Raw genomic sequence first — 15,835 nt, forward strand, 5'->3', positions numbered from 1 at the left:
GACTATTAAGAATATGAACATAATGATACAAGAAGCTATCAACCGTTATCTGCTAAAACATAAGCAGAATAATCTTTCCCCCAAAGCTGTACTTTTCGATATGGATGGTGTACTCTACGACTCAATGCGCTTCCACGCCCGAGCCTGGTACGAAACAGCAATGAACCATCAACTTCAGGCTGTAAAAGAAGATTTCTATATGTTTGAAGGCCGTACAGGAGAAAGTACCATCAATGAGTTATACCAGCGTACATTTCAGCGTGACGCAACAGATAAGGAGAAACAGGAGATATACGACGAGAAAGCAATGCTCTTCAACAAATACAACGACGGTAAAGCAATGACCGGTGCCGGAGAAGTTCTAAAGCAGGCTAAAAGTCATGGATTACAGACACTGGTTGTCACCGGTTCCGGACAACACAGCCTGATCAATAAACTGGAACATACTTATCCTGGTTGTTTTACCCGCGAAAAAATGGTTACAGCTTTCGATGTAAAGTACGGTAAACCTCATCCCGAACCTTACCTGATGGGACTGGAAAAAGCCGGAGTAAAAGCAAATGAAGCATTCGTGGTAGAGAATGCCCCTATGGGTGTTGAAGCAGGAACTGCTGCCGGTATCTTCACTATTGCAGTCAACACCGGTCCCCTCCCCGACAAAGTACTATTGGATGCAGGCGCCGACTTATTATATCCGGATATGACCAGCCTGGCTAACGACTGGAATAATATTATAGCGTATATAAAGGCAATCTGACCCTTTAATCAAAAGGAAAGGCGATGCTTATCGGTTTGCAATCCGACAAGCATCGCCTTTATAACGAATAACCATCTATTCAATACTTTTTTTCACATAATCCGCTTTGTTCAGGAAATCGAAACTTTGCTGGCAACTTTCAACCGGATCGTTGTTTGTATATTCTTCCACTTCAACATACCAGTCTTTTACTCTGTTTGCATACATCTGATCGAAGATCGGTTTGAAGTCGATCTTTCCGCTTGCTCCAATTTCCATGTCATCTTTAATATGGATAGTCTTGAACTGGCGCGGACGTTCTTTCAGGTAAGCAACAGGATCTGCACCACCTTCTTTCACCCAATAAACGTCCATCTGGAAGAATACATGGTTCGGACTTACGTTATCCAACAGAAAATCGTAGATTAACTGATCTCCTATCTTACGGAATTCGAAAGCATGATTATGATAACCGAATGCGATACTGGCGGCAGCAGTCTTATAACCTACCGTATTGAAATAGTCGCAATACATCTTCAGGTCGTCAAGAGTCGTCTGATCGTTTACAGGCATCCAGGGTTGAACCATATATTTAACACCCAACTCGTTGTGAGCGGCAATAGCCTGATCCCACCAACTCATCACCTCTGCTTCTTTTTCTTTAGTGAACTCTTGTCCCAGGTGGGCACTCGTACATTTCATGCCGAGGTCATTACACATTTTCTTGAATTCAGCAGGAGCCATGCCGTAAATCTTACCATTGTCGTAACCCGCTGTTTCCAGATTTGTATATCCCATTTTAGAAGCAGCTTCCAATACTTTCTGAATACCTTCATCTTTTACAAGGTCTCTCAAAGAATACAACTGTAAACCGATATGTTTGGTCGATTCTGAAGTAGCCCCTTTCCCGGCACAAGAAGATAATAACTGAGGCACAGCTATACCTCCTGCAAGCATCATGGAGGCCCGCTTTAAAAAGTCACGTCTGTTTTGCATAGTACTAAATTAATTAAGTTTGATTGAGAATTTGTACAAAAGTAAGACTATATTTGAAGGATTCTAACATTATTTCGTTAAAATCAGCAAAAAGAAAAGGGTAGCTCACAAACTACCCTTACTTTACTTACGCAACATCCGCTGCATCTTCATATATCGATATTGTTTTATTATCAGCTTACGGCTACGTAATATCTGATACCTGTAAATCACGCAAGCCGTAATGAAATAGACTCCAGCCAGTATCCACAGGGTTCGAAACTCATGAGCCACTTCGCTCAATGTCGCTCCCGATGTATTGATCCGGATAAATCCTTGTATACCCGGTGTAGAGGGGAACAGATAACCGACCGCTTTCCAGAACGGCGGTATCGCCTCTTTCGGCCAGGAGACACCGGAGATAAACAACAGGATCACCGAAGTAAAGACAAACACGAGCATGGGAGATTCGCGACTCGTCATAAACCCGGACAAAGTCATCGACAAGAATATACAAGCGAACAGATAGGGCAATACAAACAACATCACTGTCCACGGTTCCCCGACCTGGGGTAGCGAGAACAACTTCGGTACGACTGCCAACGCCCATATACAAACGACAACGTACAGCAATATATAGGTAAACGACTTACCCAATACGATACGCAATGTTCCGTTAAAATGACGACTGATCGGAACAAGACTATGGAATCGGTTCTTCTCGCGGGCTGTCCCGCCCAGCATGCCGATACCCAGGATCAGTGTCTGCTGGATGACCAATATCAGAATGGCCGGTACCAGAAAACTGGCAAAACCATTCTGTGAGTTAAAGATGGCAACCGATTCGTAAGGAATTGGATTAACCGTTATTTTCTCCTGCTCTTCTGTCGAGGAAGGATGGTTTTGCGCACGTATCTCCTTTCCGATTTCAAGCGAAACTTCTGTTGTAGCCAGCAGGAACGCCTTATAAAATAACAATGCGCTCATATCGCAATACAATGAAACAGTAGCCTGCTTTCCTCTATGGATGTCTTTACTGAACTCACTGGGGAAATATAGAATACCATAGGCTTTCTTTTCATCCATCATTCGCTTTGCCTCTTCCATATCCGTACAGACCGCAATCACCTTTACATCCGCAGTTGCATCGACCTTCCGGATATATTCACGGCTCAGATAGGTATCAGACTGGTCGACTACCACCATTTTAGCTTCGTGCACTACCTCGTTATTATATATGAAAGCATATAGAAGAGGATAGATAAACGGAACCAGGAAGAAGAAGATCATAACGCCCGAATCTTTGAATACATTCTTCAGTTCGTCTTTCCAGATAAAAAAGGTATCTTGTATTCCCTCCCTTATTATATATCGTAAACGATGTTCTCTTTTCATTACTTTCTGATTTACGGAATATATTTAAAATACAACAGAGCCTTCTTCAGATTCCTTCCGATCAGGAAAGGTAAGATCAGGAAACCTGCCAGCCAGACATATTCAGTCCATGTATAGAATAAATCCCTTCCGTTCAACGCCTGGTCGACATAAATCAGGAAATAGTGACGAAGCGGAAATAGATTACTCAGCGCCTGCAAAGTCGGATCCATCCCCAGAACAGGAAAAGAAAAACCGACAATAGAAAACGCAATCATACCGAATAAACTGGCAAAACTCAACCCCAGACGCAAAGTAGGCAAAACTCCGATCATAAACACACCGACAGCCTGTGAAGCCAATACCAGCAGAATCATAGCCGATATCATAGGCATCCAACCGCTGTTTAGCGGGAAAGAGTTGAAACCATACAAAGCAGCACAACACATCATGGCCACCACGATAAATATCACCGTCTGCGGCAGCAACTTACCTAGCAAACTTACAGTCAAAGAGTTCCCTCCGGTCTGTAACCATTGCCGTGAAGTTGAATGCTTGATCTCCGTCCCAATACTGAACACGGTAACCAGAAAGATCATTAACTGCAATACACCGGGCAAAACCGTATTATTCAGATAAACCGAATAGTTCAGCCAGGGATTACCGATAACATGCGAATCGATCACGATCGGCTGCAACTGTGCCATGATCTGGTCGGTGGTAAACCCTTTAGCCAGTCCGGTCTGCAATCCGACCGATGCGCCTGCCAGTACGGACATTGTCTTCATATCCCTGAAAAGCAAGGATGCGGCAATCAGATAAGTTGCATTCGTATAGAATGAAAGCGTAGGTTGCTTACCCGTTGTTGCCTCAACAGAAAAGTTTTTGGGTATATAGAAAATCCCATATACATTTCCCTTTTGCATTTCCCGGCGTGCCTCGTCAAAAGAAGCGGTCTTATAGACAACTTCCGTCTGTGCAAAAGCATCGAGCTGGCGGATCAGATTGCGGGAAGTGGCAGAGCCGTCCATATCGACCACTGCAATGGGCAGGTTGGTCGGCAGTCCGTCTTTCATCAACGACAGGAAGAAGATGACACAGAGAGCCGGAGCGATCAACATGCAGAAGAAATAGATCGGTTTCGATGTCAACCGCTGTACCTCCCGCTTCGCAACCTTCCAGATACTATGTAAACCCTGCTTCAATGTCATAATATTTCGTTTCCTTTTTTCTTCATTACAACGGACATTCCAGGACGCAGGTCAGCAATCTTTTCCTGCGGGCGGGCACGTACTTCGAACGTCTTCGAATCAAACTGACCGGTTGTTTTAGTCGCTTTCCAGGCAGCATACGATCCCATATCCTTCAAATAATAGACTTTCAATTTAACCGGCTTATTGTCGAGTGCCGGAATAAAGGCATTCAATTCGGAACCTATCTTGATATCTTTCAGTAAATCTTCGCGAACACTGAAAGTAACCCACATATCATTCAAATCAGTGATATTCATAATCGGTGCTCCGGTCCCTACCAGCTCTCCTACCTGCGGAAAGCGTTCAGAAACTTCTCCATCGATCGGTGAGACCAAAGCCGACTCTTTTAAGTACGATTCAACTTCGGCAACTGCACCACCTGCCTGTTGCACCAATGCAGCTGCAGCCGCTTTATCTTCCGAGCGGGCACCATCCATCGCCATATCGTACTGTGACTTCGCAGCTTTCTCGGTAGCAACCATTGCTTTATAATTGGCTTCCGCCTCATCTCTTTTCTGGGCAGACATTACCCCTTTTTCATATAAGTTCTGAACACGGGTATACGATTTTTTTGCTATCTCGAGGCCGGCCTGTGCCTTCTGCCACATTTCATAAGCTCCGGCTATTTCCTGTACACGAGCTCCTTTAATCGCCTTGGCACTTTGTGCTTCAGCAGCCTTCCGGGCAGCTTCCGCCTGTTGCAACTTAGCTAAAACTTCCGGAGTATTCAGATAGACCAGTGTATCGCCGGCTTTTACCCGATCACCTTCATCGAAACGATAAGATTCTACACGTCCGGGTACTTTCCCTGAAATTCTAACCTGATTTGCTTCGGCTTGTCCCATAATAATATCATCGGGAGGAGTCAGCAAAAAGAAACCGGTCAGTGCGACTAATCCGATCACGACCAATACCGTGATAAATGCCAACATCATGTTGCTGATCGAAAACTTTTTATTCTCGTTCATCTCTGTATATTTTTATTGTTATTACTTCTGTTCATTGACAGACAGCTTACCCATCGCCTTAGTCAGGTAAACTTCCGTCAGTTTCATTTCTATCTGAGCATCTATCAGGCTGGAACGCGCGGATACCCAGGCTGTTTGTGCTTCCATCAGGTTCAATGCGGGAATTACGCCTTCTTCAAAGCCCAGGTTGGCATGACGAAGATTTTCTTCTGCATTTTCCATATTACGGGATGAGGCTATGTATTTCTTGTTCGCTTCATTCACCTTATACACAGATTGGTTCACTTGTAACTCCACTTTCTCACGTGCTTCCATCAACTGAAGTTTTTGAATACGTGTTTCCGCACGGGCAGCATTCCTCTTATGAGTACCTTCCCACCAGCCGGACAACGGGACTTTGACCATCACTCCGACATTGAACATTCCGGCAAACTCGTTTTTAAAACCATTGAACGCATTAGGATTAGTCACCAGGTAATTGGCAGACAGGGCTACATTAGGCAACATATCAGCCAACACGATGCGTTCTTTTTTCTGATAGATTCTGGCAGCCAGTTCCAGGCTTCGCAATTCATCACGATTGGCGAACGCTTCATTGACATTGGCTGAAACCTCATTCGATTTTACGGGAAAATCCTCAATATTCTCATCGGCCAAAGCCATCGGATCATCCAGGGGAAGTCCGCATATCTGGGCAAGAAGCATACGCGAAAGGGCCAACCCGTTATCGACTTTAGTCTGCGCCATTTCCGCTTCATTCAGTTTCACCTTAACCGACAGACCATCGGCTTGTGTAGCTACACCTTCCGAAATCATAGCCGTCACATCACTATCCATCTTCCGTAATAGATTGACATAAGCATCAGCCAGCTTTTTCTTGTTGACAAGCGAAATGACCTGCCAGTAAGTCTCGTCGGTCTTATAAATGACTTCCTGCAACTGCAGATCATTCATAGACTCTGCCAGCTCACGGGCATATTTGGTAATTTGATTGTAAGAGACGATCTTCCCTCCCATAAAAACCGGCTGAACCAATGAAACACCGCCTACCCAGATGTTCTGAACATCCAAATGCTGCATCTCATCGACACCTCCCAATAATTGTCCGAACACAGGCAGTTGAGCGATCGGTCCCAAAGCCGAACCGAGCTTAGCACTCAAAGCATCCATATCCAACAAATTGATATCTTTCTGATTCCACATATATCCTCCCATGGCTGAAAGTTGTGGAAAGTATTTGGTAAAGGCAGCCTTCCGCTCTTCGTCGGCGGCTTTCACTTTTTGCCCGGAGATCTGTAACTCCTTATTATTCTGGATAGCCAGATTCCGACATTCTTCCAATGTCAGTGTCTGTTGGGCATTTGCATAACCAGACCAGACCAATAACCCTACTAATACGATAATCCGTTTCATCTTTTTATTGTTTTTTCATCCGGAGATTTTATATTATAAAACAATTTATCACCCTTATTCCTAAATAAAAAACAACAGGTTATCACCGATTGTTTACACCTAAACAGATATACATTCATCGTTCTCAGACAAATGTACGATTTATCGATGCAAAAGTACTGGTTTACTTTAAATATAAAATTGAATTAATTCAATTAAAGATGCGCTTTTTCAGCTTACAATACCATGCATTGCTGATTCCCATATATTGAGCAATATATTTATCGGGAACACGCTGCATGATCCACATGTAGTGATTATAAAGATATTTGATAAATTCTTCGGCGGTACACGACTGCCGGATAGCAAACATAGAATAAAGTTTTGATATGATAGTAAGCATCGCATTCTGATAATAGGATGCAAATAACGGATAACGCAAAGATAGTTCTTCTATATGTACGCGCGAAAAACGGAGCAGTTCGCCCGACTCCAACGCTTTGATTTCGAACTCGGATGGCGCCTGTGTAAAATACCCGATGGCAGACAGAAAAGGATATAAATAATCAGAGGAGAAACCGGTTACACATTCATCCCCCTTTTCACTTACATATAAATTAATGAATAAGCCTTTATTGATAAAATAGGCATCCTGGCATAGTTCACCTGTACGGAGCAGATAATCTCCCTTATCGACAGATACCACCTGTGAGATATTCTTCAATTCATTTACAAAAACTTCATCGCGTGCCAGGGATTCCGGGAGATCCGCTAAAAGTTTTGCAAAGTGGTTATCTGTCTCCATTATTAATCTTCCAGAACGAAGTTTCTCTTTCCGATCATATTTCCATCGATAAAAATATCTACGCGATAGGATCCCGGAGAAAGGAATTCTTCGATATCCCAATACATCGTAACAGGATATTCTTCTCCATCGTACTCGATCAGTTTCTTCATAGAATAATTAATATCTTTTCCTTCGAAGGGGAAAACATCTGCACGGCTCTTTACAAGCACATCGTCGTCAGGCTTCAGGATACGTACATATACAGTTTTTTCTCCTACTGGAGCAGTTATATTTTTTGCAATACGGAAATCGACTACGAAGCGTTCCATCTTTTTGATTTTCTTAGCCAACTTTCCACGGGAATTGACCGGTGTAACAGTGATTCCTGTTGCATCCAGACGGCTGGCCAGGGTAACACGTTCCGACAGTTTCTCTTTTTCTTTCTTCAATGTGGCAGCCTGGGAAGTAGCACGCTGGTATTTCTGTACCACCTCTTTCTTTTCTACTTTCAGCTGTTCGTTTTCCTTATTTAGTGAATCGATCTGAGCCACATAATTACGCATGATCTTACGCAGGGTCTCGAGTTCTTTCTTCAAACGGGCTATTTCTTTGGTATTGGTAGCTTTTACGGTACGCAACTCTTCCATCAACCGCTGCACCTTGGACTGCTCGGTCGACAAAAGGTTCATCAGCGAATCATTTCCGACCTTAAACTGATAGCCTTCATATTGCATCGACAATTCATTAAATTCATCTTCAAGCGATTCCTTATCCAGATCATAAGCCTGAACCAGGTCGGTCATCTGTTGTTTCTGCTGATAAATATAATATCCGGCACCACCGATAATCAGTAATAACACGATGATCGCCATGATTAATAATGAGAGCTTATTTATTTCCTTTGTTTCTTTCTTTTCTGTATCCATACGGTTCCTGATAAAATGAACGTACAAAGGTAATGTTTAATCGGATGTATTAAAACACATCCGCCCCATTTATACACTTTTTAAGAAAGAGGGATATCATTCAACATTTGCATGGTCAGATATGGGTGGCACGTTACAATATTTTAGAAATAAAATTACTACCTTTGCCCCACTCAATTAAATAATAACACTGCATGCACGAGAAACTTATTATTCTTGATTTCGGCTCGCAAACAACTCAATTGATTGGCCGCAGGGTCAGAGAGTTAAACATGTATTGCGAGATTATTCCCTACAACAAATTTCCGCATGATGCAACCGACGTAAAAGGAGTGATCCTTTCAGGTAGCCCCTATTCCGTTTATGACGCTGACGCTTTCAAAGCAGACCTGAGCGAGATTCGCGGAAAGTACCCGGTACTCGGTATTTGTTACGGAGCACAATATCTTGCTTATACATCCGGTGGAAACGTCGAATCTGCCAATTCGCGGGAATATGGACGTGCCAACCTGTCGTATGTAAACAATAATGATCCGTTATTGAAGGGAATCGACACAGGTTCTCAAATTTGGATGTCGCATGGCGATACAATAACCCTGCTTCCTGACAACTTCAAAGTAATCGCCAGCACAGATGATGTAAAGGCGGCTGCATATCATGTTGAAGGCGAGCAAACCTGGGGTGTACAGTTCCACCCGGAAGTATTCCATTCAACCGACGGAACAAAATTACTGGACAACTTCCTGAATATTTGCGGATGTGCCAAAGACTGGACGCCCGCTTCATTCATCGAATCGACAGTTGCCGAATTGAAAGAACAGCTAGGAGACGATAAAGTGATCCTGGCACTCTCGGGCGGTGTCGACTCATCCGTAACAGCCGTTCTCCTGAACAAAGCGATCGGTAAAAACCTTACCTGTATCTTTGTGGATCACGGATTGCTCCGTAAGAATGAGTTCGAGAACGTAATGAAAGATTACGAACACCTGGGATTGAATGTGATCGGGGTGAACGCAAAAGATAAATTTTATAGTGAACTGGCTGGAGTTTCCGATCCGGAACAGAAGCGCAAGATCATCGGTAAAGGTTTTATCGACGTATTCGACCAGGAAGCTCACAAGCTGAAAGATATCAAATGGTTGGGACAGGGTACAATCTATCCTGACGTAATCGAGTCGTTGTCTATCACCGGTACGGTTATTAAAAGTCATCATAACGTAGGCGGTCTTCCCGACACGATGAAGCTGAAACTGGTCGAACCGCTTCGCCTTCTTTTCAAAGACGAGGTTCGCCGTGTTGGCATGGAGATGGGTATGCAACCACACCTGATCAAACGTCATCCGTTCCCTGGCCCGGGTCTGGGTATCCGTATCCTGGGTGATATCACGCCGGAGAAAGTTCGTATCCTGCAGGATGCCGACGAAATCTATATGTCGTTGATGCGTGAATGGGGATTATACGATAAGATCTGGCAGGCCGGAGTGATCCTGCTTCCGATTCAGTCTGTCGGAGTAATGGGCGACGAACGTACCTATGAAAATACGGTTGCCTTACGTGCCGTAACATCTACCGACGCCATGACCGCCGATTGGGCGCAATTGCCTTACGAATTCCTCGCTAAAGTGTCCAACGAGATCATCAATAAGGTTAAAGGCGTGAACCGTGTCGTCTACGATATCAGTTCCAAACCGCCTGCAACGATCGAGTGGGAATAAGCATACAAGAAGGATAATCTAATTAACTTAATAATTTTAGGAGGAATACGATGAAACAAGATATGATCGTTATTTTAGACCTGGGAAGTCATGAAAATACGGTATTAGCCAGAGCTATCCGTGCATTGGGCGTTTACAGTGAAATTTATCCGCACGATATCACGGTAGAGGAGCTGAAGGCATTACCGAATGTAAAAGGTATAATTATCAACGGTGGCCCGAACAATGTGATCGACGGCGTTGCTATCGATGTAAATCCGGGTATTTATTCTTTAGGTATCCCCGTAATGGCTGCCGGCCATGACAAAGCATTATGTGAAGTCAAACTCAGTCAATTTACAGACGATATAGAAGCCATCAAGGTTGCCGTAAAGTCTTTCGTTTTCGATACCTGCAAAGCGGAAGCTAACTGGAATATGACAAACTTTGTCAACGACCAGATCGAGCTTGTCAAACGTCAGGTGGGCGATAGAAAAGTGTTATTGGCTTTATCGGGAGGCGTAGACAGTTCTGTAGTTGCTGCATTACTACTGAAAGCTATCGGCGACAAACTGGTTTGCGTACATGTAAACCATGGCCTGATGCGTAAAGGCGAATCGGAAGATGTAGTTGAAGTATTCAAAAATCAACTTCAGGCCAATCTGGTTTATGTCGATGTAACCGATCGTTTCCTGGGTAAACTGGCTAACGTTGCCGATCCGGAAGAAAAACGAAAGATTATCGGTGGCGAATTCATTCGTGTATTCGAAGAGGAAGCCCGCAAACTGGACGGTATCGACTTCCTGGCACAGGGTACGATCTATCCGGACATCGTGGAAAGCGGTACAAAGACTGCCAAAATGGTAAAATCTCACCATAACGTAGGTGGTCTGCCCGATGACCTGAAATTCGAACTGGTTGAGCCTCTGCGTCAGTTATTCAAAGACGAGGTTCGTGCATGCGGCCTGGAATTAGGATTGCCTTACGAAATGGTTTACCGCCAGCCGTTCCCCGGTCCCGGACTGGGAGTACGTTGTCTGGGTGCTATCACCCGTGACAGACTGGAAGCTGTTCGTGAAGCAGATGCTATCCTGCGCGAAGAATTCCAGCTTGCCGGATTAGACAAAAAGGTATGGCAGTATTTCACTGTTGTTCCCGATTTCAAATCGGTAGGTGTACGTGATAACGCCCGCTCTTTCGACTGGCCTGTTATTATCCGTGCCGTCAACACCGTAGACGCCATGACTGCTACCATCGAACCGGTAGACTGGCCTATCCTGATGAAGATCACCGACCGTATCCTGAAAGAGGTGAAGAACGTAAACCGCGTTTGCTACGACATATCGCCGAAACCGAATGCGACGATCGAGTGGGAATAACAGATATATCTGTCCTAAAATATAAACCACGGTATCGATTTCTTCTGATACCGTGGTTTTCTTTTTATAAGTTATCTAATTTCTTACTTATCGGAGACTATCTTTATCTAATCTATTTCCTTTATTACCTGACAAGGATTTCCCACCGCCAACACATTTGCCGGAATATCCTTCGTCACTACGCTTCCGGCACCAATCACAGCATTATCTCCAATCGTTACTCCCGGCAAGATGTTTACACCGGCACCGATCCATACATTATGGCCGATAGTTATGGGGCGGGCATACTCCAGGCCTTTGTTACGCTGCGGAGCATCCAACGGATGACCGGCAGTATAGATACCAACATTCGGGGCGATAAAAGCATTATCACCGATAGCCACCTTAGCACCATCCAGGATAACCAGATTCACGTTGGCATAGAAATTCTCCCCCACTTCTATATTATATCCGTAATCGCAGGCAAAAGGCGGCTCTATGATCAAACTCTCTCCTGTTTTACCTAAAAGACGCTTCAATACCTGCATCCTTTCTTCCTGTTGAGAAGGGCGCAGACGGTTGTAATCGTACAACTGTTCCTTTGCTTTCTCGCGGTCAGCCAACAGTTCCTGATCATAATTGGCATCATACAACAATCCCTGACGGCATTTTTCTTTTTCTGTCATCATCTTATTATCAATGGTTATCCTTATATTATACCCGTATTTACTGATTCAGCACATGAATCGTATGACAAGCCACCAGCGCAGCTGTTTCCGTACGAAGCCGGCTTTCTCCTAATGAGATCGGTTCAAATCCCTGCTGCAAAGCCAGTTCTATTTCTTCAGGACTGAAATCACCTTCGGGGCCGATCAGAATCAGAGCATTCTCGCCCGGATGATAGGTCTGTTTCAACAATCTCTTTTCACCATCCTCACAATGGGCGATAAACTTCCGGCCATCAAATGGTTGGCTGACGAATGATTTGAAATCGGTCATTCCTATCAGTCGGGGCAATGTAGCCTTCTGCGATTGCTTCATGGCGCTGACCAGTATCTTTTCCAGACGAGCCGGTTTTATCTCCCGACGTTCTGAAAAACGACAGTTCAGGCAGGTGATCGTATCGATACCGATCTCAGTAGCTTTCTCCGCAAACCATTCCATACGGTCCATATTCTTTGTCGGTGCTACGGCAACATGAAGCTGAAAATTCCATAAAGCCGGCTGTTTCCAACTTTCCAGAATAGAAACCTCGCAATGTTTATGATGGGCACGGCTAATAGCCGCCTTATAAAAAGAACCTTTGCCATCGGTAAGCAAAATCTCATCGCCTTCAGTCAGACGAAGTACACGGATGCAGTGACCTGCTTCCTCTTCCGGCAATTCCGGATTTACTGTAATATCCGGCGTATAAAATATCTGCACAACTATTTAGTTTTCTGTTTTCAATATTCAATTACCCTAAGATCATCCCTATGATCGTTGCTGACAACACAGAAACCAAAGCTCCTGCTATCATGGCCGGAAACCCGAAGCGAGTAATCATCTCCTTTTTATCCGGTGCCAGCACTCCCATTCCACCCAACAAAATCCCGATAGACGAGATATTGGCAAAGCCACATAATATATAGGTAGACATCAATATGGATTTCTGGTACATAAACATCCCGGTATCTTTCCATTCCTGCAACTGAAAATAAGCCACAAACTCATTCAGGATCGTTTTTTGCCCCAGCAACGAGCCCACTAGCATTATGTCGGAAGAGGGAATACCTATCAGCCACATGAACGGAGCCAGAATCACCCCCAGTATAAACTGGAATGTCAGTCCCTGCGCTTTTCCATCCGTTATCGAAACGATCCAGTCGTTCAAACCGGTATATCGTCCGATCAGACCTTCCAATATATAATTGGCCAAAGCTACCAATGCGATAAAAACCAATAACATGGCCGCAATATTCACCATCAGCCGGATACCAGTCGAAGTTCCGGCTGCCAGTGCATCCAATGCAGTCGGATGGGCACTTTTCTTTTCCAGGCCGACGGCATGGTCGACAGCCACCTCTGTTTGCGGGCAAAGCATCTTTGACAAGACGATCGATCCGGGAGCCGCCATCAAAGAAGCTGAGATCAGGTGCTTGGCAAATAAAACCCTCGACACCGGATCTCCACCGGACAACATGCCGATATAAGTGGCCATCACAGTACCGGCAATCGTACCCATTCCGGACACCATCACCAGAAAGATCTCAGAACGGTTCATAGCCGGCAGATAATTCTTGATCAGCACCGGCGACTCTGTCATTCCCATAAATATATTACCGGAAGTAACCAGTCCTTCCGCCCCTGAAATATTCATAAACTTCCGCAGTAGCCAGGAAAAAGCCCCTACTACACGCTGAATAATTCCCCAGTGATAAAAAAGGGAAACTAAAGCCGAGAAGAAAATAACCACCGGCAAAGAGTGGATCAAGAATATAAAACCTTTACTTTTCGCGGCATACGGGCCAAGTAGAAAGCCAACTCCGGCCTGGGTAAAATCCATCAGTTTAATGAAAGCCCTACCCATTAATTCGAGCGCCGTTCCGATAAACGGAATATACAGAACAGCCAAAGCAAAGACCAATTGCATAAAAAGTCCGCCGCCGATCAGTTTCCAGTCGATCCGTTTACGATCGTAACTCAGGGCGTATGCGACGGCCAGAACCGTTACAATACCCAGTATTCCTCGTAATAGCGATTCAAGGCTTATTCCACTCTGTTGTTCTATCATTCTGCTTCGTCCTCCTCTTCCCGCCGACGAATTTCGTCTTTATACATCTTTGCGTATTCGTAATTCTCATCGGAGACGGCTTCGTCCAACCGTTCGGTCAATTCGTCCTCATCCAGCAAAGAGAGCCATTTCTTCAGTTCTTCTGCGTCTTCGATATCTTCGGGTTCTTTATCCAACAGAGCATATTCGTCATCATCCTTGTCGGTCATAGAGGAAGCTTCTTCCAGTACGACTCCACATTCGACAACAATCTGATCGGTAGTATAAATATCACATTTCACACGCAAAGCGATAGCTATCGCATCCGAAGTGCGGGAATCCAGGCGCACCTGCGTAATGCCATCGTCAAATAACAACTCGGAATAGAATACCCCATCTTCAAACTTATAGATAAAAACTTCACGCAACTGAATGCCGAAAGCTTGTGCGAAAGTGACAAACAAATCGTGAGTAAGAGGTCTGGGAGGTGTAATATGTTCCAACGCGATAGCGATAGATTGCGCCTCCGATGTCCCTACAATAATAGGTATACGACGGGCTCCCTCTTCTTCAGCCAGTATCAGTGCATACGCACCCGACTGGATCTGACTATTAGTCAAGCCCTGAACCCGTAATTTTATTTTTGTATCCACACCATATAAATTTATAGTAACTATACAAAAGTAATATTATTTCGGAATTAAAAGAGAGAAAGGTTGAAAATGATTAAGTAAGGTATATAAAAAAGAAAAGGTTGTCATCACGACAACCAATCTTCATTGCTAACCTTAAATCTAATACCATGAAAAACACAGTGCAAATATAAGCGATTTATGTTATTCAGCATAGTTTTGCAGCACAAAATAGCTACTATTTAGCAATATTTCAGTAAAACACCCAGCTTAGAAAGGTGTATTAACAATTAATTCTTATCCTTCATATATTCATCCGCCTTCTCCTTCATCCGTTCGACGCGCTTAGCTGTTTCCGGATGACTTGAAAACATCTGGCGGAATTTGGATGATTTCGGTGCTTCCCCGCTTAAACTCATCAGTTTATTCAGTGAGTTATGCATACTGTACGGATCGAGACCATTGGCTACACTGAATTCAAAGCCATAATCGTCTGCTTCATTTTCCTGTTTTTGCGAATATTGCGCACCCGCCAATGCTGTTGCCAGGTCACCTAACTGGGAATCAGACAATTTTGCTACAACATCGCTTGTCGCTCCCGCAGCATTCTTTGCTGCCGAAGTCAGATAGGCGTTTTTCATGGCATCTTTCGAATCGGAATGGAGCACATGACCGATTTCATGGCCGATAACCGCCATTACTTCATTGTCATCCATTACTTTCATCAATCCGCCACAGACACGGACACTGCCGTCGCCGCAGGCAAAAGCATTTACGTCGATAACATTGTATACCTTGAAGTTCAGATCTAATCCGTTGACTTTGATATCTTTTGTCAAACGCTCCAGACGCTGTCCCATTTCCGTATCGGGACCGGCCACTTCATTATGGGTATCCATCCACTCGATATACTCCCGGCTCATGGCGGCTATATCGGCATCACTAAGGGTGACGGCTTTAGCTACATCGGTTGCGGCATTTACTACTT

General features: G+C 44.3%; 15 protein-coding genes. 3 read left to right on the top strand and 12 right to left on the bottom strand.

All coding sequences use genetic code 11. The features are described 5' to 3' along the window. The first annotated feature begins 22 nt into the window (after positions 1-22). Positions 23-757 (top strand): HAD-IA family hydrolase, encoded by a 735-nt coding sequence (locus QZ076_RS13505; RefSeq protein WP_293713820.1) that lies wholly within the window; start codon positions 23-25, stop codon positions 755-757. A 75-nt stretch (positions 758-832) separates the two neighbouring features. Here QZ076_RS13505 and QZ076_RS13510 read toward each other — a convergent pair whose 3' ends face one another. From QZ076_RS13510 to QZ076_RS13540, 7 genes are all read right to left on the bottom strand, one after another. Further along, a complete protein-coding gene (locus tag QZ076_RS13510) occupies positions 833-1,732 on the bottom strand; it encodes a sugar phosphate isomerase/epimerase (RefSeq protein ID WP_293713794.1) in 900 nt (299 codons plus the stop codon). A gap of 123 nt (positions 1,733-1,855) precedes the next feature. Beyond that, the gene (locus QZ076_RS13515) at positions 1,856-3,106 is read right to left on the bottom strand and encodes an ABC transporter permease (protein WP_293713796.1); all 1,251 of its coding nucleotides are present in this window, start codon (positions 3,104-3,106) and stop codon (positions 1,856-1,858) included. Positions 3,107-3,117: 11 nt separating this feature from the next. Beyond that, the gene (locus QZ076_RS13520; protein WP_293713798.1) at positions 3,118-4,296 is read right to left on the bottom strand and encodes an ABC transporter permease; all 1,179 of its coding nucleotides are present in this window, start codon (positions 4,294-4,296) and stop codon (positions 3,118-3,120) included. Further along, a complete protein-coding gene (locus tag QZ076_RS13525; protein WP_293713800.1) occupies positions 4,293-5,306 on the bottom strand; it encodes an HlyD family secretion protein in 1,014 nt (337 codons plus the stop codon). The genes QZ076_RS13520 and QZ076_RS13525 overlap by 4 nt, the downstream gene beginning before the upstream one ends. A gap of 21 nt (positions 5,307-5,327) precedes the next feature. Then, complete coding sequence (locus QZ076_RS13530) at positions 5,328-6,719, bottom strand: TolC family protein (protein ID WP_293713802.1); 1,392 nt, start codon at positions 6,717-6,719, stop codon at positions 5,328-5,330. A 190-nt stretch (positions 6,720-6,909) separates the two neighbouring features. After that, the gene (locus QZ076_RS13535; RefSeq protein ID WP_129732561.1) at positions 6,910-7,503 is read right to left on the bottom strand and encodes a cyclic nucleotide-binding domain-containing protein; all 594 of its coding nucleotides are present in this window, start codon (positions 7,501-7,503) and stop codon (positions 6,910-6,912) included. A 2-nt stretch (positions 7,504-7,505) separates the two neighbouring features. Then, complete coding sequence (locus tag QZ076_RS13540) at positions 7,506-8,411, bottom strand: hypothetical protein (RefSeq protein WP_293713806.1); 906 nt, start codon at positions 8,409-8,411, stop codon at positions 7,506-7,508. A 194-nt stretch (positions 8,412-8,605) separates the two neighbouring features. On the opposite strand from QZ076_RS13540, the gene guaA (QZ076_RS13545) reads away from it, so the two are divergent. Continuing rightward, positions 8,606-10,126 (top strand): glutamine-hydrolyzing GMP synthase, encoded by a 1,521-nt coding sequence (gene guaA / locus QZ076_RS13545; protein ID WP_293713808.1) that lies wholly within the window; start codon positions 8,606-8,608, stop codon positions 10,124-10,126. 50 nt (positions 10,127-10,176) lie between these two features. Next, entirely contained in the window at positions 10,177-11,484 is a 1,308-nt protein-coding gene (guaA, locus tag QZ076_RS13550) for a glutamine-hydrolyzing GMP synthase (protein ID WP_293713810.1), read from the top strand. A 107-nt stretch (positions 11,485-11,591) separates the two neighbouring features. On the opposite strand, the gene QZ076_RS13555 is transcribed toward guaA (QZ076_RS13550), so the two are convergent. The 5 genes from QZ076_RS13555 to QZ076_RS13575 form a co-directional block, all read right to left on the bottom strand. Further along, on the bottom strand, positions 11,592-12,149 hold the full coding sequence (locus tag QZ076_RS13555; protein WP_293713822.1) for a sugar O-acetyltransferase: 558 nt from the start codon (positions 12,147-12,149) through the stop codon (positions 11,592-11,594). A gap of 40 nt (positions 12,150-12,189) precedes the next feature. Next, on the bottom strand, positions 12,190-12,888 hold the full coding sequence (locus tag QZ076_RS13560) for a 16S rRNA (uracil(1498)-N(3))-methyltransferase (RefSeq protein ID WP_293713812.1): 699 nt from the start codon (positions 12,886-12,888) through the stop codon (positions 12,190-12,192). Between the two features lie 31 nt (positions 12,889-12,919). Then, on the bottom strand, positions 12,920-14,236 hold the full coding sequence (locus QZ076_RS13565; RefSeq protein ID WP_293713814.1) for a nucleoside transporter C-terminal domain-containing protein: 1,317 nt from the start codon (positions 14,234-14,236) through the stop codon (positions 12,920-12,922). Next, positions 14,233-14,868, bottom strand: a complete 636-nt coding sequence (locus QZ076_RS13570) for a bifunctional nuclease family protein (RefSeq protein WP_293713816.1) — start codon at positions 14,866-14,868, stop codon at positions 14,233-14,235. The genes QZ076_RS13565 and QZ076_RS13570 overlap by 4 nt, the downstream gene beginning before the upstream one ends. Before the next feature lie 269 nt (positions 14,869-15,137). After that, a partial coding sequence (locus QZ076_RS13575; RefSeq protein WP_293713818.1) for a M48 family metallopeptidase occupies positions 15,138-15,835 on the bottom strand: 698 nt, incomplete at its 5' end.

Source organism: uncultured Parabacteroides sp. (genome assembly GCF_905196875.1).
Classification (GTDB): Bacteria; Bacteroidota; Bacteroidia; order Bacteroidales; family Tannerellaceae; genus Parabacteroides.